The sequence below is a fragment of the Pseudomonas sp. MWU318 genome (assembly GCF_016756945.1).
GTDB lineage: Bacteria > Pseudomonadota > Gammaproteobacteria > Pseudomonadales > Pseudomonadaceae > Aquipseudomonas > Aquipseudomonas putida_A.
Window position 1 is genome coordinate 25119 of sequence record NZ_JAESJL010000017.1, and the last position, 18728, is coordinate 43846.

The 18728-nt window shown below is 60.5% G+C and carries 19 protein-coding genes and 1 tRNA gene; 13 read left to right on the plus strand and 7 right to left on the minus strand.

Going from position 1 to position 18728, the window contains the following annotated elements; genetic code table 11:
• Nucleotides 1-3 precede the first annotated feature (3 nt).
• Nucleotides 4-777: an AraC family transcriptional regulator gene (locus tag JN524_RS26750; protein WP_202371266.1), complete on the minus strand. Its 774-nt coding sequence runs from the start codon at nucleotides 775-777 to the stop codon at nucleotides 4-6.
• Nucleotides 778-977: 200 nt separating this feature from the next.
• Here JN524_RS26750 and JN524_RS26755 point away from each other — a divergent pair, with 200 nt between their 5' ends.
• The 6 genes from JN524_RS26755 (at nucleotide 978) to JN524_RS26780 (ending at nucleotide 8487) form a co-directional block, all read left to right on the plus strand.
• On the plus strand, nucleotides 978-2606 hold the full coding sequence (locus JN524_RS26755; RefSeq protein ID WP_202371267.1) for an APC family permease: 1629 nt from the start codon (nucleotides 978-980) through the stop codon (nucleotides 2604-2606).
• Between the two features lie 22 nt (nucleotides 2607-2628).
• Nucleotides 2629-3555 carry a 4-hydroxyproline epimerase gene (locus tag JN524_RS26760; RefSeq protein ID WP_202371268.1) on the plus strand — a complete coding sequence of 309 codons (927 nt, stop codon included), beginning with the start codon at nucleotides 2629-2631 and terminating at the stop codon, nucleotides 3553-3555.
• A 49-nt stretch (nucleotides 3556-3604) separates the two neighbouring features.
• Entirely contained in the window at nucleotides 3605-4552 is a 948-nt protein-coding gene (locus JN524_RS26765) for a dihydrodipicolinate synthase family protein (RefSeq protein WP_202371269.1), read from the plus strand.
• A 58-nt stretch (nucleotides 4553-4610) separates the two neighbouring features.
• Nucleotides 4611-6188: an aldehyde dehydrogenase (NADP(+)) gene (locus JN524_RS26770; protein ID WP_202371270.1), complete on the plus strand. Its 1578-nt coding sequence runs from the start codon at nucleotides 4611-4613 to the stop codon at nucleotides 6186-6188.
• A 2-nt stretch (nucleotides 6189-6190) separates the two neighbouring features.
• On the plus strand, nucleotides 6191-7456 hold the full coding sequence (locus JN524_RS26775) for an NAD(P)/FAD-dependent oxidoreductase (protein WP_202371271.1): 1266 nt from the start codon (nucleotides 6191-6193) through the stop codon (nucleotides 7454-7456).
• Nucleotides 7457-7524: 68 nt separating this feature from the next.
• Nucleotides 7525-8487 carry a Dyp-type peroxidase gene (locus JN524_RS26780; RefSeq protein WP_202371272.1) on the plus strand — a complete coding sequence of 321 codons (963 nt, stop codon included), beginning with the start codon at nucleotides 7525-7527 and terminating at the stop codon, nucleotides 8485-8487.
• Between the two features lie 27 nt (nucleotides 8488-8514).
• Here the strand turns inward: JN524_RS26780 and JN524_RS26785 are convergent, their stop codons facing one another.
• From JN524_RS26785 to mug, 5 genes are all read right to left on the minus strand, one after another.
• Nucleotides 8515-10503 (minus strand): peptidase U32 family protein, encoded by a 1989-nt coding sequence (locus JN524_RS26785; protein ID WP_003224378.1) that lies wholly within the window; start codon nucleotides 10501-10503, stop codon nucleotides 8515-8517.
• Nucleotides 10504-10706: 203 nt separating this feature from the next.
• Nucleotides 10707-11087 carry a RidA family protein gene (locus tag JN524_RS26790; protein ID WP_202371273.1) on the minus strand — a complete coding sequence of 127 codons (381 nt, stop codon included), beginning with the start codon at nucleotides 11085-11087 and terminating at the stop codon, nucleotides 10707-10709.
• Nucleotides 11088-11260: 173 nt separating this feature from the next.
• Nucleotides 11261-11335, minus strand: a tRNA-Gln gene (locus tag JN524_RS26795).
• A 137-nt stretch (nucleotides 11336-11472) separates the two neighbouring features.
• On the minus strand, nucleotides 11473-11856 hold the full coding sequence (locus JN524_RS26800) for a DUF1801 domain-containing protein (RefSeq protein ID WP_202371274.1): 384 nt from the start codon (nucleotides 11854-11856) through the stop codon (nucleotides 11473-11475).
• A gap of 72 nt (nucleotides 11857-11928) precedes the next feature.
• Entirely contained in the window at nucleotides 11929-12447 is a 519-nt protein-coding gene (gene mug, locus JN524_RS26805) for a G/U mismatch-specific DNA glycosylase (RefSeq protein ID WP_202371275.1), read from the minus strand.
• 87 nt (nucleotides 12448-12534) lie between these two features.
• Between mug and JN524_RS26810 the strand changes: the two genes are divergently transcribed.
• Nucleotides 12535-13479 carry a LysR family transcriptional regulator gene (locus JN524_RS26810; RefSeq protein ID WP_202371276.1) on the plus strand — a complete coding sequence of 315 codons (945 nt, stop codon included), beginning with the start codon at nucleotides 12535-12537 and terminating at the stop codon, nucleotides 13477-13479.
• A 45-nt stretch (nucleotides 13480-13524) separates the two neighbouring features.
• Here the strand turns inward: JN524_RS26810 and JN524_RS26815 are convergent, their stop codons facing one another.
• The gene (locus JN524_RS26815; RefSeq protein ID WP_202371277.1) at nucleotides 13525-13776 is read right to left on the minus strand and encodes a DUF2790 domain-containing protein; all 252 of its coding nucleotides are present in this window, start codon (nucleotides 13774-13776) and stop codon (nucleotides 13525-13527) included.
• A gap of 822 nt (nucleotides 13777-14598) precedes the next feature.
• Between JN524_RS26815 and JN524_RS26820 the strand changes: the two genes are divergently transcribed.
• The 6 genes from JN524_RS26820 (at nucleotide 14599) to JN524_RS26845 (ending at nucleotide 18648) form a co-directional block, all read left to right on the plus strand.
• Entirely contained in the window at nucleotides 14599-14961 is a 363-nt protein-coding gene (locus tag JN524_RS26820; RefSeq protein ID WP_202371278.1) for a DUF6124 family protein, read from the plus strand.
• 119 nt (nucleotides 14962-15080) lie between these two features.
• Nucleotides 15081-15380, plus strand: coding sequence for a hypothetical protein (locus JN524_RS26825; protein WP_202371279.1), 300 nt, complete (start codon nucleotides 15081-15083; stop codon nucleotides 15378-15380).
• A 350-nt stretch (nucleotides 15381-15730) separates the two neighbouring features.
• Nucleotides 15731-16228 (plus strand): PAAR domain-containing protein, encoded by a 498-nt coding sequence (locus tag JN524_RS26830; RefSeq protein ID WP_145598413.1) that lies wholly within the window; start codon nucleotides 15731-15733, stop codon nucleotides 16226-16228.
• Between the two features lie 3 nt (nucleotides 16229-16231).
• Nucleotides 16232-16966, plus strand: a complete 735-nt coding sequence (locus tag JN524_RS26835; protein WP_202371280.1) for an alpha/beta hydrolase — start codon at nucleotides 16232-16234, stop codon at nucleotides 16964-16966.
• Nucleotides 16963-17484 carry a hypothetical protein gene (locus JN524_RS26840; protein ID WP_202371281.1) on the plus strand — a complete coding sequence of 174 codons (522 nt, stop codon included), beginning with the start codon at nucleotides 16963-16965 and terminating at the stop codon, nucleotides 17482-17484. The genes JN524_RS26835 and JN524_RS26840 overlap by 4 nt, the downstream gene beginning before the upstream one ends.
• A 189-nt stretch (nucleotides 17485-17673) precedes the next feature.
• Nucleotides 17674-18648 (plus strand): AraC family transcriptional regulator, encoded by a 975-nt coding sequence (locus tag JN524_RS26845; RefSeq protein ID WP_202371282.1) that lies wholly within the window; start codon nucleotides 17674-17676, stop codon nucleotides 18646-18648.
• Nucleotides 18649-18728 lie beyond the last annotated feature (80 nt).

The following is an 18728-nucleotide window of genomic DNA, read 5'->3' on the forward strand; positions in this document are numbered from 1 at the left end:
GCCTCAGGGCGCTGTCGCCAAGCGATACTGGCGCGGGGTGAATCCGGTGGAAGCCTTGAACTGCCGGGTGAACGCGCTGTGGTCGGTATAACCGCACTGCAGCGCCACTTCGGTGATCGGCAAGTCGCCGTGCAACAAGCGATGCGCATGCTCAAGACGGACTTTCTGGATCATCTGCCGCGGCGTCAGGTGGAACACGCGCTTGCAGTAACGCTCCAGTTGCGCCACTGAAATCCCGGCGATGCGCGTCAGTTCGCTCAGGCTGACGCGCTGATTGAAGTTCGCCCGGATGTACTCGTCCACCGCCGCCAGTCGCTGATACGCCGGATGGGTTTCGCTGGCGGTTTGCAGGTCGACGGAAATTCCCGCCAGGCCAATGATCCGATTATCCCGGTTGTACAGCGGACGCTTGTGGGTCAGGCACCAGCCCGGTTCGCGGCTGCCGTACAGATGCAACTCCAGCTGATCCTCTAGCACAAATCCCTCTTCCAGTACGCGCCGATCCTGCTCGGTGTAGCCCGGGCCCAATTGCGCCGGAAACACCTCGGCGCTGGTCTTGCCCAGTAACGGTCGCAGGTCTTTCAAACCGCAGCGCTGCACCAGCGTCTGGTTGGCCATGACATAGCGCGCCTGCAGATCCTTGATGAAGATCGCCGCGTTGGGAATCACGTCGAGCATCGGCAACAGCAGCGCCATGCTGGCGAGCAGATCGTCGAGGCTTTGCGGTCGGCTCGCTTCGTTGTGCTGGTTCAGGATCGCAAATGCGTTCTGCGGCATGCCTCTCACTCCCCACTCGGTTTTATCACTTGCACGCAGATTGCCCCATGGCTGACAGCCTGTCGAGCCGGGCCTTTGCCTTTGGCCACTGTGCTGATTTCGTCATCGTCACCGGCAAAAAACATCAATCGCCCATCGCCCGATGAGTTCACTGTAGCGCCACTGCACGCCCCTCCAACAACCAACAAGAAGGCGACGCTATGACAGGCCAAGGCAAGTTCAAGAAACAACTTTCATTGATAGACCTCACGTTCATCGGACTGGGGGCGATCTTCGGTTCGGGCTGGTTGTTCGCGGCCAGTCACGTGTCCGCCATCGCCGGTCCGGCGGGGATCTTTTCCTGGCTGCTCGGTGGTTTCGCCGTATTGCTGCTGGGCATCGTCTACTGCGAATTGGGCGCCGCGCTGCCCCGTGCCGGCGGTGTGGTGCGTTATCCGGTTTACTCCCACGGGCCACTGCTCGGTTACCTGATGGGCTTCATCACGCTGATCGCGTTTTCCAGCCTGGTGGCGATCGAAGTAGTCGCCTCGCGGCAATATGCGGCGGCGTGGTTTCCCGAATTGACCAAGGCCGGTTCCAGCGACCCGACCGTGCTCGGCTGGTTCGTGCAGTTCGGGTTGTTGTGCCTGTTTTTCCTGCTCAATTACCGCAGCGTGAAGACCTTCGCCATGGCCAACAATCTGGTCAGCGTGTTCAAGTTCATCGTGCCGCTGCTGGTGATCGGCGTGCTGTTCACCTTCTTCAAACCAGCGAATTTCGCAGTGCATGGCTTTGCGCCGTTCGGTCTGTCCGGCATCGAAATGGCCGTGTCGGCCGGCGGGGTGATCTTCGCTTATCTGGGCCTGACGCCGATCATTTCCGTGGCCAGTGAAGTGAAGAACCCGCAACGCACGATCCCGATTGCGCTGATCCTGTCGGTGCTGCTGTCCACCGCGATTTACGTGTTGCTGCAAACCGCTTTCCTCGGCGGCATCCCGACCGAAATGCTCGCCAATGGCTGGGCCGGCGTCGCCAAGGAACTGGCCCTGCCGTACCGCGACATCGCTCTGGCACTGGGTGTCGGCTGGCTGGCGTATCTGGTGGTGGCCGATGCGGTGATCTCGCCCAGCGGCTGCGGCAACATCTACATGAACGCCACGCCACGGGTGATCTATGGCTGGGCGCAGACCGGGACCTTCTTCAAGATTTTCACCCGCATCGACGAAAAATCCGGCATCCCGCGCCCGGCGCTGTGGCTGACCTTTGGCCTGTCGGTGTTCTGGACCCTGCCGTTCCCGTCTTGGGAAGCGCTGATCAACGTTGTCTCTGCCGCGCTGGTATTGAGCTATGCGGTGGCTCCGGTGACGGTGGCCGCACTGCGCCGCAACGCGCCGGACATGCCGCGTCCGTTCCGGGTCAAGGGCATGAGCGTCCTCGGGCCGCTGTCGTTCATCATCGCCGCGCTGATCGTCTACTGGTCGGGCTGGGGCACCGTGTCGTGGTTGCTCGGCCTGCAAATCCTGATGTTTGTCATCTACCTGCTGTGCGGGCGCATGGTGCCGACCGCGCACCTCAACCTCGGCCAGCAAGTGCGCTCGTCGGCGTGGCTGATCGGCTTCTACGCCGTGACCATCGTCCTCTCCAAGCTCGGCAGTTTCGGTGGTATCGGCGTGCTCAGTCATCCGTTCGACACGGTGATCGTCGCGGTCTGCGCGCTGGGCATCTACTACTGGGGAGCCGCCACCGGCGTGCCGGCACGCCTGATTCGTCTGGAAAACGAGGACGACGAAAGCGAAGCCGCTGAGTCCTCCACCCATTCGGCAACGGGCCAACGCCCGGCTCACGCCTGACTTTCACTCAAGGGACGAACCCATGAAACGACTGCACATCATCGATTCCCATACCGGCGGCGAACCCACACGTCTGGTGATGAAAGGCTTCCCCGAGCTGCCCGGCAACAGCATCGCCGAGAAGCGCGATGCCTTGCGCGAAGGCCACGATCAATGGCGCCGCGCCTGCCTGCTCGAACCGCGTGGCAACGACGTGCTGGTCGGCGCGCTGTACTGCGCGCCGGTCTCGCCGGATGCCACTTGCGGGGTGATCTTCTTCAACAACGCCGGCTACCTCGGCATGTGCGGCCACGGCACCATCGGCCTGGTCAACTCGCTGCATTACCTGGGACAGATCGAACCGGGCGTGCACAAGATCGATACCCCGGTCGGCCCGGTCAGCGCCACCCTGCACGAGGACGGCGCGGTGACCCTGGGCAACGTCCCCGCCTGGCGCTACCGCAAACAGGTGCCGGTGGACGTGCCCGGCTACGGTTGCGTGTTCGGCGATATCGCCTGGGGCGGCAACTGGTTTTTCCTGGTTTCCGAACACGGCCAGAACCTGCAGATGAGCAACGTCGAAGCCCTCACCGATTACACCTGGGCGATGCTCAAGGCCCTCGAAGCCCATGGCATCCACGGCGAGGACGGCGCGCTGATCGACCACGTCGAACTGTTTGCCGACGACGCCCACGCCGACAGCCGCAACTTCGTCATGTGCCCCGGAAAAGCCTACGACCGCTCGCCCTGCGGCACCGGCACCAGCGCCAAACTCGCCTGCCTGGCCGCTGACGGCAAACTCGCCGAAGGCCAGGTCTGGACGCAAGCGAGCATCACCGGCAGCCAGTTCGAAGGCCGCTTCGAATGGCACGGCGAGCGCGTGCGCCCATTCATTACCGGCCGCGCCTACATGAGCGCCGACGCCACCCTGCTGATCGACGAGCAGGATCCTTTCGCCTGGGGCATCTGAGTGCCCCGCTTTCTACCGATCTGAATGAGTGTCCCGAGGAGCTACAACAATGAGCGATAACATCTTCACTGGCTGCATTCCCGCGCTGATGACTCCGTGCACCGCCGCGCGCAAACCTGACTTCGACGCACTGGTGGCCAAGGGTCGCGAGCTGATCGATATCGGCATGAGCGCGGTGGTTTACTGCGGCTCGATGGGCGACTGGCCGCTGCTGACCGAGGCCGAGCGTCAGGAAGGCGTAGCGCGTCTGGTGGCCGCCGGCGTACCGATCATCGTCGGCACTGGCGCGGTCAACAGCCGTGAAGCGGTGTCCCACGCTGCACATGCCGCGAAAGTCGGCGCCCATGGCCTGATGGTGATTCCGCGTGTCTTGTCCCGTGGTGCTTCGGCCACCGCGCAAAAAGCCCACTTCGCCGCGATCCTCAACGCCGCGCCGAACCTGCCGGCGGTGATCTACAACAGTCCCTACTACGGCTTCGCCACCCGCGCCGACCTGTTCTTCGAACTGCGCCGTGAACACCCGAACCTGATCGGCTTCAAGGAGTTCGGCGGTGGCGCCGACTTGCGCTACGCCGCCGAAAACATCACCTCGCAGGACGATGCCGTGACCCTGATGGTCGGTGTCGATACCCAAGTGGTGCACGGTTTCGTCAACTGCAACGCCACCGGCGCGATCACCGGTATCGGCAACGCCCTGCCCCGCGAAGTGCTGCAACTGGTGGCGCTGAGCAAGCAAGCGGCCAAGGGCGACGCCAAGGCCCGACGTCTTGCTCGCGAACTGGAAGCGGCGCTGGCGGTGCTGTCGTCGTTCGACGAAGGCTGCGACCTGGTGCTGTATTACAAGCATCTGATGGTGCTCAACGGCGACCGCGAATACGCCCTGCACTTCAACGAAACCGACGCCCTCAGCGATGCCCAGCGTCGTTACGCCGAGACCCAGTACGCGCTGTTCCGCCAGTGGTACAAAAACTGGTCCGCCGAACAGAACCTCGTCTGACCGCAGCCCCTGCCCCGGTGTGATACCGGGGCTTCACCTCTTTTATAAAGGAAGCGTCATGACTCTGACAGGCCACATGCTGATCGGCGGCCAAGCCATTGCCGGCAGCCGTGAAGCGATCCATGCGATCAATCCCGCCACCGACGCGGTGCTGCAACCGGCCTACGCCGGGGGCAGCAGCGAGCATGTCGAACAGGCCTGCGCACTGGCGTGGCAAGCGTTTGATCGTTATCGCGAGACGTCCCTAGAGGCTCGCGCCGATTTTCTCGAAACCATCGCCAATGAGATCGAAGCCCTTGGCGATGCACTGATTGATCGTGCGGTGGCCGAAAGCGGCCTGCCACGCGCACGGATTCAAGGCGAACGCGGGCGCACCTGCGGGCAATTGCGCACCTTCGCCCGCACCGTGAGGGCCGGCGAATGGCTGGATGTGCGCATCGATCACGCTCAGCCTGAGCGCCAACCCGCTGCGCGTGCGGATCTGCGCCAGCGGCAGATCGCGCTGGGGCCAGTGGCGGTGTTCGGCGCCAGCAACTTTCCGCTGGCGTTCTCCGTGTCGGGCGGCGACACCGCGTCTGCACTGGCCGCCGGTTGCCCGGTGATCGTCAAGGCGCACAGCGCGCATCCCGGCACCGGTGAACTGGTCGGCCAGGCGCTGACTCGCGCAGTGAAAAAATGCGGTTTGCCTGAAGGCGTGTTTTCGCTGCTGTTCGGCTCCGGCAATGAAGTGGGCATTGCGTTGGTCAGCGATTGGCGCATCAAGGCCGTGGGCTTCACCGGCTCGCGCAGCGGCGGCCTCGCCCTGAGCCAAGCGGCGCAGGCACGGCCGGAGCCGATCCCGGTGTATGCGGAAATGAGTTCGATCAATCCGGTGCTGCTGTTTCCCGCAGCGCTTGCCGCTCGCGGTGAGGCGTTGGCGCAGGGTTTTGTCGCCTCGCTGACTCAGGGCGCCGGGCAGTTCTGCACCAATCCCGGGCTGGTCATCGCTCGCCAGGGGACGGCGCTGGACAGTTTCATCGCCACCGCCGCCGAAGGGGTCCAGCGTAGCCCGGCGCAGACCATGCTCACGCCGGGGATTTTCCGCGCCTATGCAAGCGCCGTCGCCGCGCTGGCCGAACATCCGCAAGCGCAACGCGTGGCCATCGGTCTCGCGACTGAAGGCCCGAACCAGTGCCAGGCGCAATTGTTCGTCACTCAGGCGCAGGACTTCCTCGCTGACGCACGCCTGCAAGGTGAAATCTTCGGCGCCGCGTCGCTGATCGTACAGTGCGCCAACGACGATGAAATCCGTCAGGTCTGCGAACACCTCGAAGGCCAGTTGACCGCCACCCTGCTGCTGGATGACGCCGATCTGGATCGCGCCCGGGCCTTGTTGCCGACACTGGAACGCAAGGCTGGACGTCTGCTGGTCAACGGCTGGCCGACCGGGGTCGAAGTGTGCGATGCGATGGTGCATGGCGGGCCGTTCCCGGCCACGTCGGACTCGCGCAGCACCTCGGTCGGCACGGCGGCGATCCTGCGTTTCCTGCGGCCGGTGTGTTATCAGGATTTCCCCGACAGCCTGCTGCCGCCGCCGCTGAAACAGGCAAATCCGCTGCAGCTACGACGCTTGCTCGACGGCCAGAGGGAAGCCTGAACATGCCCGACAACCTCACAGCGGACAACGCCGATATCGCGGTGATCGGCGCCGGCATCATCGGTGTCACCTGCGCCCTGCAACTGGCACGTCAGGGTAAACGGGTGGTGGTCATCGACAAGCAACCGCCCGGTCATGGCGCCTCGTTCGGCAACGCCGGGCACCTGGCCACCGAGCAGGTGTTTCCGATTGCCGACGCGTCGATCCTCAAGCGCCTGCCGGCGATGCTGATGGACCCGATGGGGCCGCTGCGCCTGGACTGGAAGTACCTGCCACGCGCCGTGCCGTGGTTCAGCCGCCTGCTGCTGAACCTGCGCCCGGCGCCGTTTCAGCGCACCGTGGCCGGTTTGCGCGCGCTTAACGAAAGCAGCCTCGACGCGTGGCAGCGCCTGCTGCACAGCATCGCCCGCCCTGACCTGCTCAAGGAGGACGGCTCGCTGCTGGTGTTCGAGCGCGCCGAATCGCGACAAGCCGTCGAAGCCTTGCAGGCGCGCATGCGTCAGCAACAGGTGCCGGTGGATTTCTGGTCGGCCAGCGCCGTGCGAGAAAGCGCGCCGCAGCTCAGCGAACAGATTCAAGGCGGATTGTTCTACCCGCGCACCGGGCATTTTCTCGACCCGTATCAGGTGGTGTGTGAACTGGTGAGTGCCGCCAAATCGGCCGGCGTGCAGTTTTTCCGGCAGGAAGTTCAGGGCGGCCAGTTGCAGGCGCATGGCGTGTCGTTGCTCACCGATCAGGGACGTTTCACCGCGCGGCAGGTGCTGATCGCCTGTGGCGCGCATTCGGCGAAGCTCACCACTGCACTGACCGGTAAACGCGTGCCGCTGGACACCGAACGCGGCTATCACCTGATGTTGCCGCATGAGCAAGGGCGCCTGCCGTTCGCCGTCACGTCGCTGGAGCGCAAGTTCATCATGACGCCAATGGCCGGCGGCCTGCGCTTGGCCGGTACGGTGGAGTTCGCCGGCCTGCAGCGCCCGCCGTTCATGGAGCGCGCCTGGCAACTGCACCGTTTGAGCAAAGGTTTGTTCCGCCATGATTTGAACGCTGAAGACGCGACACCGTGGATGGGCTTTCGTCCGTCGCTGCCGGACTCGCTGCCGGTCATCGACCAGGTTTGTGAAGGCAAGGTGCTGCTCGCGTTCGGGCATCAGCATTTGGGGCTGACGCAGGCGGCGGTGACTGCCGAGATGATTGCTCAGTTGGCGTCTCCCTCGACCAATGCCGGCGTGCCGACGATGGATGCCTATCGACTGGGTCGCTTCTGAGATACCGATGAAACGTTTTTGGTTTCATACTGAGCGCCGACCTTGGCCCCGCGCATATGGAACCGACTATGACCTCATCAATGGATACCCCCGAGCCGCAAGCGATCTGCAACCCGATCACCAGCAGCGCGATCTTCATCGTCGCCACGCTGCTGCCCGGCAGTGACGCCGCCAGCCAGGTGCGCGGCTGGTGCGGCGACATCGCCGCCCTCACCCGTTCGGTCGGCAAACGGGTGCCCGACGGCAATCTGTCGTGTGTCTGCGGTTTCAGCGCCAACGCCTGGGACGCGCTGTTCGGCAGCCCGCGCCCGGCCTCGCTGCATCCGTTCCGCGAATTCGGCGTCGAGGGCCGCCGTGCGGTGGCGACCCCGGCCGACATCCTGCTGCACATCCGCGCCGATCAGATGGACCTGTGTTTCGAACTGGCGACCCAGCTATGCAGCGCTCTCAATGGCGCGATCACCGTGGTGGATGAGGTACAGGGTTTCCGCTACTTCGACATGCGCAGCATCATCGGTTTCGTCGATGGCACCGAGAACCCGGTGGGCCGCAAGGCAGACCACTTCACCCTGATCGGCAACGAAGACCCGGCGTTCGAATCCGGCAGTTATGTGCTGGTGCAGAAGTACCTGCACAAGATGGAGGCGTGGAATGCATTGAGCGTCGAGGCTCAGGAGAAGGTGATCGGCCGTACCAAGCTGGCCGACATCGAACTCGGTGAAGAGGTCAAGCCGAGCAATTCCCACAGCGCCCTGACCACCATCACCAAGGACGGCCAGGAGCAGAAGATCCTGCGCGACAACATGCCGTTCGGTCGTCCGGGGGCTGGCGAGTTCGGCACCTATTTCATCGGCTACGCGCGCTCGCCGGAACCGATCGAGCAGATGCTGGAGAACATGTTTGTCGGCAAACCCGTCGGCAACTACGACCGTTTGCTGGACTTCAGCACCGCGGTCACCGGGGGGTTGTTCTTTGTGCCGTCAGCCGACTTGCTCGAAGACCTCGCGGAGCGCGAGCCCGAGCAGGCGTGACACCGTAGCGCCACGCCCGCCCGTCACTCAGTGTGGCGCGCGCGGGATGGTTTTCAGCAGGTCTTCCGGGCTGATGTGGCCGACCACACTGCCCGGTTGCGGCATGTTGAGGATGTGGCCTTTCATCTTGCCGATGATGTGCATCTCGCACGGCTTGCAGTCGAACTTCAGGGTCAGCACTTCGTCGCCGTGAATCAGCTGCATCGGCGCGACCTTGGTGCGCACGCCGGTCACGCCTTTGGCCTGTTTCGGGCACAGGTTGAACGAGAAGCGCAGGCAGTGCTTGGTGATCATCACCGGCACTTCACCGGCCTCTTCGTGGGCCTCGTAGGCCGCATCGATCAGTTTCACGCCGTGACGGTGATAGAAGTCGCGGGCCTTCTGGTTGTAGACGTTGGCCAGGAACGACAGGTGAGACTCCGGGTACACCGGCGGCGGCGTGGTTTCGGCCTTGCGGCTGCCACGCGGGTGCGCTGCGACACGGGCGGCGGTCAGGGCTTCGATCACTTCGCGGCGCAGGGCCTTGAGCTGCGAGTTCGGAATGAAGAACGCCTGCGGCGCGTCGAGCTTGATGTCGGTGGCGTGGTACTGGGTGGTACCGAGCTGGCCGAGCAGATCCTGCAATTGCTCCAGCGCCTGCTCCGGCTTGTTGGCCACACCGAACGGGCCGTTCAGAGTCACGCTGGCGCTGATGCCCTCTTCACTGGTCGCGGTCACTTCCAGCTGTTCTTCACGCAGGCGTGCGACCCAGCTCAATGCGACACGACGCTCGGCAGAGGTCTTCTGCAGCGCCTGTTGCCAGTTGTGGTCGAGGTTGCGATTGAGCGGATGGTTCGGCCGCAGCTTGTACAGGCCTTCGGGCATTTCGTTCGGCTCGACGCGGTAGCGATAGCGCTTCTCGCCGTCTTCTTCGAACTCGCCCTTTGGCTCGGCGATGTTGGCGCGGAAACCCACGACTTCACGCTTGACCAGCACGTTGAGGCCGTCGCCGTTGGACAGCGGCTCCTGCGTCACCACCTGCATGTCACGCTTGCCGACTTTCTCGACGGTGCCCACTGGCAGGCCGGTGAAGGTCGGCGAGTCGAACGCGCCGATGTCGATCTTGCGATCGGTGACAAAGTAGTCGGTGCTGCCACGGTGGAAGGTCTTTTCCGGGTCAGGCAGGAAGAAGTGCGCGGTGCGGCCGCTGGAAGCGCGGGCCAGGTCCGGGCGGTCTTCGAGCACGTCGTCGAGGCGCTGGCGGTAATAGGCGGTGATGTTCTTCACATAGCCCATGTCCTTGTAGCGACCTTCGATCTTGAACGAGCGCACACCGGCCTCGACCAGCGCGCGGATGTTGGCGCTCTGGTTGTTGTCCTTCATCGACAGCAAGTGTTTTTCGTAGGCGATCACCCCACCCTTTTCGTCTTTGAGGGTGTACGGCAAACGGCAGGCCTGCGAGCAGTCGCCACGGTTGGCGCTGCGCCCGGTCTGCGCGTGGGAAATGTTGCACTGCCCGGAGAACGCCACGCACAGCGCGCCGTGGATGAAGAATTCGATGGCGGCATCGGTTTCGTCGGCGATGGCACGAATTTCTTTCAGGTTCAGCTCGCGGGCGAGCACCAGTTGCGAGAAACCGGCCTGATCGAGGAATTTCGCCCGCTCCAGCGTGCGGATGTCAGTCTGGGTACTGGCATGCAGCTCGATCGGCGGAATGTCCAGTTCCATCACGCCCAGATCCTGGACGATCAGCGCGTCGACACCGGCGTCGTACAACTGGTGGATCAGCTTGCGCGCCGGCTCCAGTTCGTTGTCGTGCAGGATGGTGTTGATGGTGGTGAAAATGCGCGCGTGATAACGGCGGGCAAACTCCACCAGCTCGGCGATTTCGCTCACCTCGTTGCAGGCGTTGTGGCGCGCGCCGAAGCTCGGGCCACCGATGTACACGGCGTCGGCGCCGTGCAGGATCGCCTCGCGGGCAATCGCCACGTCACGGGCGGGGCTGAGCAGTTCCAGATGATGCTTGGGCAAGGACATAGTTTTTTTAGTCAGGCTGTCACGGTTAAGGCGCGCATTGTAGCCGCGAAACGCCCGAGCGGCACGCCTGTGCTGCCAAGTGGCAACTTACACGACTCTGTAGGAGCTGCGGCACGCTGCGATCTTTTGACTTGGATTTTCAAGAGCAAAAGATCGCAGCCTCGTTGCACTCGTCAGCTCCTACAGTTGGATATGGCATTGCATCAGGCCTTGGCAGCCATCGCGGTGACTTCCACGCGCATGCCTTCCACCGCCAGCGACGCCACGCCCACAGCGGCGCGCACCGGCCACGGCTTGGCGAAGAAGCGCTGGTAGACTTCGTTGAACGCCGCACGATCAGCCATGTCGGTGAGGTAGATGGTCAGGTGCATGACGCGATCCATCGAACTGCCCGCCCGTTCCAGCGCCACTTTCAACGCCTGCAGGGTGCATTCGCTTTGCAGGGTGATGTCGCCCAGCTCCAGGCTGCCGTCGGCGCGGGTCGGGATCTGGGTCGAAACCAGAATGCCGTTGAAACCGACGACGTCGGAGGAAATCGAATCTGCATCCGGATCAGGGGTGAAGCTGAGGTCTTGATTAGCCATGAAAGTCTCTTGTCTGGAGAGATTGAGGGTCGCCGGCCAACAACGCACCGGGACTTTCGCGCGGGCAGTTTACATCAGTCCCCCGCTCCGGCTCAGGCAACTGTCAGCCCCCAGCCACAAATCGCGCGCATAAAAAAACGCCAGCCCTTTCGGACTGGCGTTTTTTCTGAATATGGCAGGGGCGGCTGGATTCGAACCAACGCATGGCAGGATCAAAACCTGCTGCCTTACCGCTTGGCGACGCCCCTGTATCTCAAGCTCTGTAACAAGCTCTGCGAGAATGGGCCGCAATTTACCAACCTTTTTTTGATCTGGGAAGCCCTGAGTGCAAAAAAATTTGTTTTAAAACAGCCAGTTATTTCTGACCCAAGGCAAGCGCAACGATTCACTTCGACAAATTCAGCGCAATCGCCTCGCGAATCAGCCCTTTCAAGGCCTGCTCATCGACCGGATCGCCCTCATGAAAATCTATCGCCCGGCGGGTGTTGCCCTCAAGGCTGGCGTTGAACAACCGCGCCGGATCGGCCAACGCCGCGCCCTTGGCGAAGGTCATTTTGACTGCCGCCTTGTAGGTCTCCCCGGTACAAATGATCCCGCCCCGCGACCACACCGGAACGCCGCGCCACTTCCACTCCTCCACCACCTCGGGATCGGCCTGGTGCATGACCTTGCGAATCTCGCCGAGGATCGCTCCGCGCCAATCGGCCAGTTCAGCGATTTTTGCGTCGATGAGTGCCGAGGCGTCTGTGTCGGTTTTTTCGGGTTTCATGGCGGGCGTCCTCCTCGGCGGTTTGACTGCATCAATCGTAGCTGGCCAACCGAAAAACGCTGGATGCCTGCTTTACCCGCTAGCGATCAATGCCTCATGCAATTCCCGATATGCCGCGACCAATTGCTCAAGGGAGGACGCCCGATTGCGCCCACTGGGATTGGGTAACACCCACACGTGCGCGCCACCAAAGGTCTTTGCCTGCAACCCCCACGCCACGACTTTCTGCCCCGACAACGCCGCATACGCAGCCTTGCCCAGAAACGCCACATAACGCGGCGCACAGCGGGTGATCTTCTGTTCAAAGCCCAGGGCCGCAGTGGCGAACTCCTCAGCCGCCAACTGATCCGCCCGCGCCGTCGGCCGCTCGACCACCGCCGTCAGTCCGCAGCCGAATTGCAGGATGCTTCGATCATCCTCCGCCCGCACTTCATACGGCGTGAACCCGGCGAGGTGCAGGGTGCGCCAGAAGCGATTGCCGCGCCCGGCAAAATGATGCCCCTGCGCCGCCGCGAGCAGCCCCGGATTGATCCCGCAGAACACCACCGAAAGCCCCGGCGCCAGAATGTCCTCAAGCCATTCACCCGCCATGCGCCCGCCCCTCATTCGCAAACATTTGCAACACCACCCACGGCAAACCCTAGAATGGCAACCCCATCCAAAGAGCCAAGCACAACGATGGACGTTATTCAGACCCTGCGCTGCTTCGTCGCCGTGGCCCAGAGCGGCAGCTTCACCGCTGCGGCCGACGTGCTCGACACCACCACGACCAACGTCTCCAAAGCCGTCTCCAGCCTCGAAGCCCGGTTGCACACGCGCCTGATCAACCGCACCACTCGCCGCCTCGCCCTGACCGAAGCCGGCGTGCGTTATTTGCAGCGCGCCGAAAAAATCCTCGATGACCTGCGCGAAGCCGATGAAGAAGCCGGCACCGCCCAGACCTTGCCGGTCGGGCGTCTGAAGATCCACGCCATGGCCGCCATCGGCAACCACTACGTGATCAATGCAATCGCCCGTTACCGCGAGATTCACCCCACGGTGATGTTCGATCTGACCCTGAGCAATCGCCTGCCCGATCTGCTCGAAGAAAGCTACGACATGTCGATCGTCCTCGCCCGCGACCTGCCGGATTCCGGCTTCGTCGCGCAACGCCTGGGCACTACTTACAGCATCCTCTGCGCCTCACCGGCGTACCTGGCCAAACGCGGCCACCCCGCCACACCCGCCGACCTCGCCGCGCATGACTGCCTGCGCATCGTCAACACGGTAATGCCTGCAGAAAACTGGGTGTTCGAAGGTCCCCAAGGCATGGAAACGCAGAATATCCCCGACTCACCCTTCCACATCAACACCGCCGACGGTATGGCCACGGCGATCAGAAATGGTATGGGCATCGGCATTCAGCCGCTGGCATCCGCCGTCGAAGGATTGGTCGGAGGCACACTGGTGCGGGTCCTGCCGGAGTACCGCCTGGAGGAATACAACCTGTTCGCGATCTACCCATCGCGCAAATTCGTCGACGCCAAAATCAAGACCTGGGTGGAGTTCCTGAAAACCGCCATCCCGCAATTGCTGGCGTCCGATGAAGACATGGCCGGCGCCAGACCACTCGCCAACGCTTAGTGCCGCAGACCTGGAGTGTCGACCCTCCAGCGCCGGCATCAACCATCAACCGTTGGAGCAGCCGCTGCCCATCACCTGATATTGCACGACATGCCGTGCACCGGTCGAGTCGTCATAAGTCATCTGCACCGGCACCGCGCCGCACTGGTTGGCCGCGTCGGAGATCGACACCACGTGCGCGATGTCCGGTTGAACGGCAGCGTTGTAGGCCTCGACCTGCGCGGATTCATCCGCCGCAAACGCCTGCGCGCCGATACCGCCAAGGACCAGAAGAAGAGCGATTTTTGCAAGTTTCATGATGTTCACCGTCTTGTGGGGAACCGTGTTGGGTCACGGGTTGCAGACGATGTTAGGGGTTGCAGCGCAGGGCAAAAATCGGTCGGTTGGACAAACACTGTGTCCAGAAGGGTGATGAATAAGACCTGAGTACCGTGGATATCCGATTCGCGAGCAGGCTCACTCCTACAGGTTTAGTGCCCGCCACAACATTCGCAAACACCGCAAAATTCGCAAACACCGCAAAACCCACTGTAGGAGTGAGCCTGCTCGCGATGGCGTCAGCCCAGTCAGGAAGAGACTCGGCCTAGCGCAGCCACCAACCCCACCGCCCGCGTCGACAGTCCCCAGACAAAAACCACTCCAGTGGTAAAAGGATTTAGCGAAACGTCGCACCGCACCGATGAACTGCAAATCGGCTCTGCTTCCACCCGTCGCCAAACCATCCGTTCAAAAAAGAACAGCTCAAAAAATCTTCGCGTTTAACCATTTCCCCGCATTCGTTTAAAAACACTCGCCGTTACGTCATCCCAAACTACAACGCCTTGCGCCTTTGCCTACGACTACGCCAGAATCCGCCGGCTTGTGCGCCTAGGGTGCGGGTTCTATCGTGGGTCGGTCGCTGAAAAGCAGCGATCGGGTTTGGTAGCCCGGCTTACCTGTCGCATAGCAATCCTATTTGCAGGGACGGTTTCGTCCGCTGTTTTTATGGTGGCCATGCGTAGGGCATCTTCGGATGCGCCGGGTATCCAGGTGACCGGTCTACCAACCTGCGTTTGGCCACCACCCTTCGTTTGGTAGCGAAGGTGATGGCTCCACTTTATTCATCCTGGAGCTTCACCTATGTTCAAAGTAACGCCCAATCCGCCCGAAACCGAAACGGTCTCCCCCTACGAATCCCCGGATTCCCGAAAACTCAGCGAAGCCGCCGAACGCGCCCTCGACCACTACCTCAACCCCGCCAGCCCAATCATGGCCACGCCCTACACACCCAACGCCATGTTTCTAGCCAACCCAAAAATCGCCACCGAGGAATTGCTGGCGAACGCCAGTGAATCACTGGGTTCGGCGACGGTGATGTTGGGGGATGTCGCGGCGCTGGTTGAGGGGCCGATTCGCAAGACGCTGCTGGGCATTGCGCAGGTGGTGATGCTCGGGGAATTGGCGGTGAATCAGGCGTTGGATAATGTTGTGCCGACGCAATAACTCGTAAGGCCTCTGTGGCCGCTAGCTAGCCTGGTGCCACGGAGGATGTTGCTTAAGGAACACCAACACGAACGGTTCCAAAAACTGCCCACCGCTAATCAAACCGAACGGAATCTACTTTGAAAATAGAAACCGCTATCCGTTTCGATGATGTCGACCATGACGCTGGATATGAATATCGTGGTTTCGACTACGTCATCCAGAACGGCGAAGACACTTACAGGATCCGAACCTACGACGATGAGCCCGGCAAGGCTACGTTGGTGTATCCAAAAAGCATGTCCAAACACTCAAGTCTCAGGGTGCTCGTTAGTTTTCTACAATGTGAGCTGGGAATATCCAGAGTATCCCTTTACAAGGGCGAACTCGGGATCTATGCCGAAATCGACCTCGACAGCCTGAAGTTTCTCTCGGCTTGAATTCAGTGATGTCTGCGGACTATGCGTTTTGCAAAGAAGTTTCGGGGGCGACATCAAAAAGTACGAGAGCGCTTGAAAATCTCGTTGAACGAGACCGTCACCTCGGGCATCCTTCATCACGATTTTTCAAGGACGATTCACTTTTATGCCTGCCCCGCGTACGGAAGCGCCCCCGCGCCTCCACTCCTCAGATACGCCCCCGCATTTCAGAACTGAAAGCCATCCCTGCTTGAGCGACAGCTACGTCGAGCTGTTGCTTGTAAAAACACCAATCGTCTAACCAAATTGCGTCCCCATGCTCGCTCGAGAATCACGAGCTCGCCTACTGACATTTCGAAACGGAACTTCCCATGAGTGGAAAACCAGCTGCTCGCGTCTCAGATCCCACCAGTTGCCCACTTCCAGGACACGGTACCAATCCTATTGCAAGCGGCTCGCCGGACGTATTCTTCGACGGTCTCGCTGCTGCTCGCATGACTGATAAATCCGCCTGTGGCAGCCCGATCACCGGGGGTATCAGTTCGACCGTATTCATCAACGGCCTGAACGCCGCGACAAAAGACAGCACCGGGGGGCACGGCAACATTGTCATTGGCGGCTCCGGCACCGTCATCATCGGCGACACCTTTGTATCAGCGCCCTTCAGCGGTTTACTGCCAATGCCGGTGCACTTCAGCGACAAGATTAAACTGGTCGACGGCACGACTGGCGAGCCAATGCCTAACCACGGTTACGCCATCCAACGTGAGGATGGAAGCCTGGAACATGGCGTTAGCGACTCGATGGGCTTCACCCATATGGTGAGTTCGCACTTGGCAGAAACCATCAAAATCTTTCTGGAAGACTAAGTAATGGCCGCAGAGCAAATTGTTCTTCCAAACGGCAACACCGCAAGCCTTGCGGCAACGAAAACATTGACCGCTGCAAATGACTCAACCGTCAAAGCAGTACCAGTTCCGGAAAAGAAAGCCATTGTCTTCTTTATCGGTGGCGCCGCAGACCAGGAAAAGTATTATTTCCAAGGTGCCTATCACAACATCGATGCCGCAAAAAATCTGCTTGATAACAGAATAAGCCCAAACGCAAAACTGAAAACCAAATACACCAGTTGGGCCAGAGGTTACAACGACGCCAAAGGTTCCGGAGACATCAAAACCAACTTCATCGACAAAATACCCAGCAAATCAAGCCCGGTGTATATCGTGGGTCACAGCTTGGGGGGATGGAACGGAGCACATCTTTCTAAAATTTTATCTGAAGCGGGTTACAGCATTAAATTTCTGGTGACACTTGACCCTGTCGGCGAAGGTTTTTGGGTATGGCTGGGCTCGGATATCTACGTGTCAGAGCCGCAACCTGTCGCAGAGACCTGGATTAACATTCGAGCCAACTCAAGCAAACCCGACTCTTCTGACAGCGTCGCTGATTTCGGCGAGCGCTGGAATATAAAATCCGGTCCGACCATGAACAAAACCATCGATATCCACCACGCCTCTGCAGATTGGATGTTCATTCAGCCGGTTCAGGAAACAAAATCAGCGCTCGATCTGATTTTTGATTCCATCAATGGTATTTTCGGTCAATGAATCTGTATCGCTGCTTCGTCTACCTGACATTACTTCTCTGCGCTGGCTGTGTAAAAACAGCCAACATCCCGCCCGCCGACCTTAATTTGTCGTCTTTCGAATTAGGGCCGAATAATCTTTTCACTGTGAAATTTACTTCAACAGTGGATTTGTATAGCGCATTCAATGATTTCGAAAACGCTAATCAGCTTACACCGACGCTGACCTGCTCGTTGGACGGAGATATGGATTTTTCGTCCGAGCATTCAATCAATATAAAGGCTGAAGGCCTGGTGAACGCGAGCAGCCAAACCAGACCATATTACACCTTCACTTCAGAACTTGTTTTTTACAATACAAGACCCGATGGGACGCAACTCGATCTGAATGATTACGAAGCCGTCCGACCGCTACTAGCCAATAAGGCTTTCATACCCTGCAAGGTACGCATTACCGCGTATGGATATAAAACCTATTACACAAAATCATTGATCATTCCAACCACAAAAATGACAGAACAGATATTTAAAAACCCTTAGATAAAACCTAAGCAAGAACAACCTGAAGTATCTGCCTGATGCTGGATATACCTGGGGATTATTGGTCGAAAGGAAACCTGCCTCCAGTGGCTCAATCTTCCGTCACAAACCTGTCACCCCCAACCTGCTAACCTCCCCTGCGCCTCCTCCCCCCACTTACCCAAGAGCCCCAACAAAAGGTGCCCCAAGGTGTATTCCGTCGCCCCACCCCACCAAAAAATCATCCTCCGCTCCGAAAACCTCCACTCCGATGACTTCGGCGCCCTTTTCTCCCGGCTCTTCGGCAATCGCTACGCCGACACCCCGCCAATCCCCTCCAACATCATCATCGACGGCGTCTACGGGCGGCACGACGGCGTCAGTTTCCGTCGCATGCATTACCACGGCGATTTCACCGTCACCTTTCCCGACCCGCAGGACGAGATCACTTTCGTGATTCCCACGGCGGGCAAGATTGTGTTCAACCACCGTACCGAGTCCGTCGGTGTGGCGCAGGTGGGGTTGGCGATTGATAAGGCGGATATTCGTTCGATGCGGTTTCTCGACAATCACGCGCAGCACGGGATTTCGGTGAATCGTGGGCAGCTCACGGAGCGGTTGGCGGCGTTGTTGGGGCGGCCGATTGTGCAGAAGATTGTGTTTGAGCCGGTGGTGGATCTGCACACGGTGGCGTTTCAGGGGATCAAGGCGTTGATTGATCTGGCGACGGGGACGGAGTTTGATCTGTTGCTCAATAGCGGCACGCTGATGCCGTCGCGGTTGCGCGAGATGTTGATTGATGCGGTGCTGGAGGCGTGGCCGCACAATTTTACCGAGGCGTTGCGCCAGCCGGCGCCGAGGGTGGCGCCGCGGCATGTGAAGTTGGCGATGGAGTTTATTCAGGCGCATCCGGAGCAACTGGTGAGTGGCGTGGAGTTGGCGCGGTTGAGCAATGTCAGTCAGCGCGCATTGCAGGATGGGTTTCGGCGGTTTGTCGGTATGTCGATTGTGGCGTATCAGCGTCAGGTGCGGCTGGAGCGGGCTTTCGAGGCGCTGAGGCAACGGCATTCGGCGTCGGTGACGGAGGTGGCGTTGCGCTTTGGCTTCAGTAATGTCGGGCGGTTTTGTCAGTATTTTCAGCAGGCGTATGGGGTGAGTCCGGCGCATCTGAGGGGGCAGGGTTGATTGGTTGATCGGCGGGGATGCTGGTGGGTCAGTTGATGGTGATGTTGGCTGACATGACGCCTTCGCGAGCAGGCTCGCTC

Bases quoted from the DNA above. Each gene is read 5' to 3' on its own strand.
- JN524_RS26750 (WP_202371266.1), bottom strand. From the start codon at position 777: ATGCCGCAGAACGCATTTGCGATCCTGAACCAGCACAACGAAGCGAGC.
- JN524_RS26755 (WP_202371267.1), top strand. From the start codon at position 978: ATGACAGGCCAAGGCAAGTTCAAGAAACAACTTTCATTGATAGACCTC.
- JN524_RS26760 (WP_202371268.1), top strand. From the start codon at position 2,629: ATGAAACGACTGCACATCATCGATTCCCATACCGGCGGCGAACCCACA.
- JN524_RS26765 (WP_202371269.1), top strand. From the start codon at position 3,605: ATGAGCGATAACATCTTCACTGGCTGCATTCCCGCGCTGATGACTCCG.
- JN524_RS26770 (WP_202371270.1), top strand. From the start codon at position 4,611: ATGACTCTGACAGGCCACATGCTGATCGGCGGCCAAGCCATTGCCGGC.
- JN524_RS26775 (WP_202371271.1), top strand. From the start codon at position 6,191: ATGCCCGACAACCTCACAGCGGACAACGCCGATATCGCGGTGATCGGC.
- JN524_RS26780 (WP_202371272.1), top strand. From the start codon at position 7,525: ATGACCTCATCAATGGATACCCCCGAGCCGCAAGCGATCTGCAACCCG.
- JN524_RS26785 (WP_003224378.1), bottom strand. From the start codon at position 10,503: ATGTCCTTGCCCAAGCATCATCTGGAACTGCTCAGCCCCGCCCGTGAC.
- JN524_RS26790 (WP_202371273.1), bottom strand. From the start codon at position 11,087: ATGGCTAATCAAGACCTCAGCTTCACCCCTGATCCGGATGCAGATTCG.
- JN524_RS26800 (WP_202371274.1), bottom strand. From the start codon at position 11,856: ATGAAACCCGAAAAAACCGACACAGACGCCTCGGCACTCATCGACGCA.
- mug (WP_202371275.1), bottom strand. From the start codon at position 12,447: ATGGCGGGTGAATGGCTTGAGGACATTCTGGCGCCGGGGCTTTCGGTG.
- JN524_RS26810 (WP_202371276.1), top strand. From the start codon at position 12,535: ATGGACGTTATTCAGACCCTGCGCTGCTTCGTCGCCGTGGCCCAGAGC.
- JN524_RS26815 (WP_202371277.1), bottom strand. From the start codon at position 13,776: ATGAAACTTGCAAAAATCGCTCTTCTTCTGGTCCTTGGCGGTATCGGC.
- JN524_RS26820 (WP_202371278.1), top strand. From the start codon at position 14,599: ATGTTCAAAGTAACGCCCAATCCGCCCGAAACCGAAACGGTCTCCCCC.
- JN524_RS26830 (WP_145598413.1), top strand. From the start codon at position 15,731: ATGAGTGGAAAACCAGCTGCTCGCGTCTCAGATCCCACCAGTTGCCCA.
- JN524_RS26835 (WP_202371280.1), top strand. From the start codon at position 16,232: ATGGCCGCAGAGCAAATTGTTCTTCCAAACGGCAACACCGCAAGCCTT.
- JN524_RS26840 (WP_202371281.1), top strand. From the start codon at position 16,963: ATGAATCTGTATCGCTGCTTCGTCTACCTGACATTACTTCTCTGCGCT.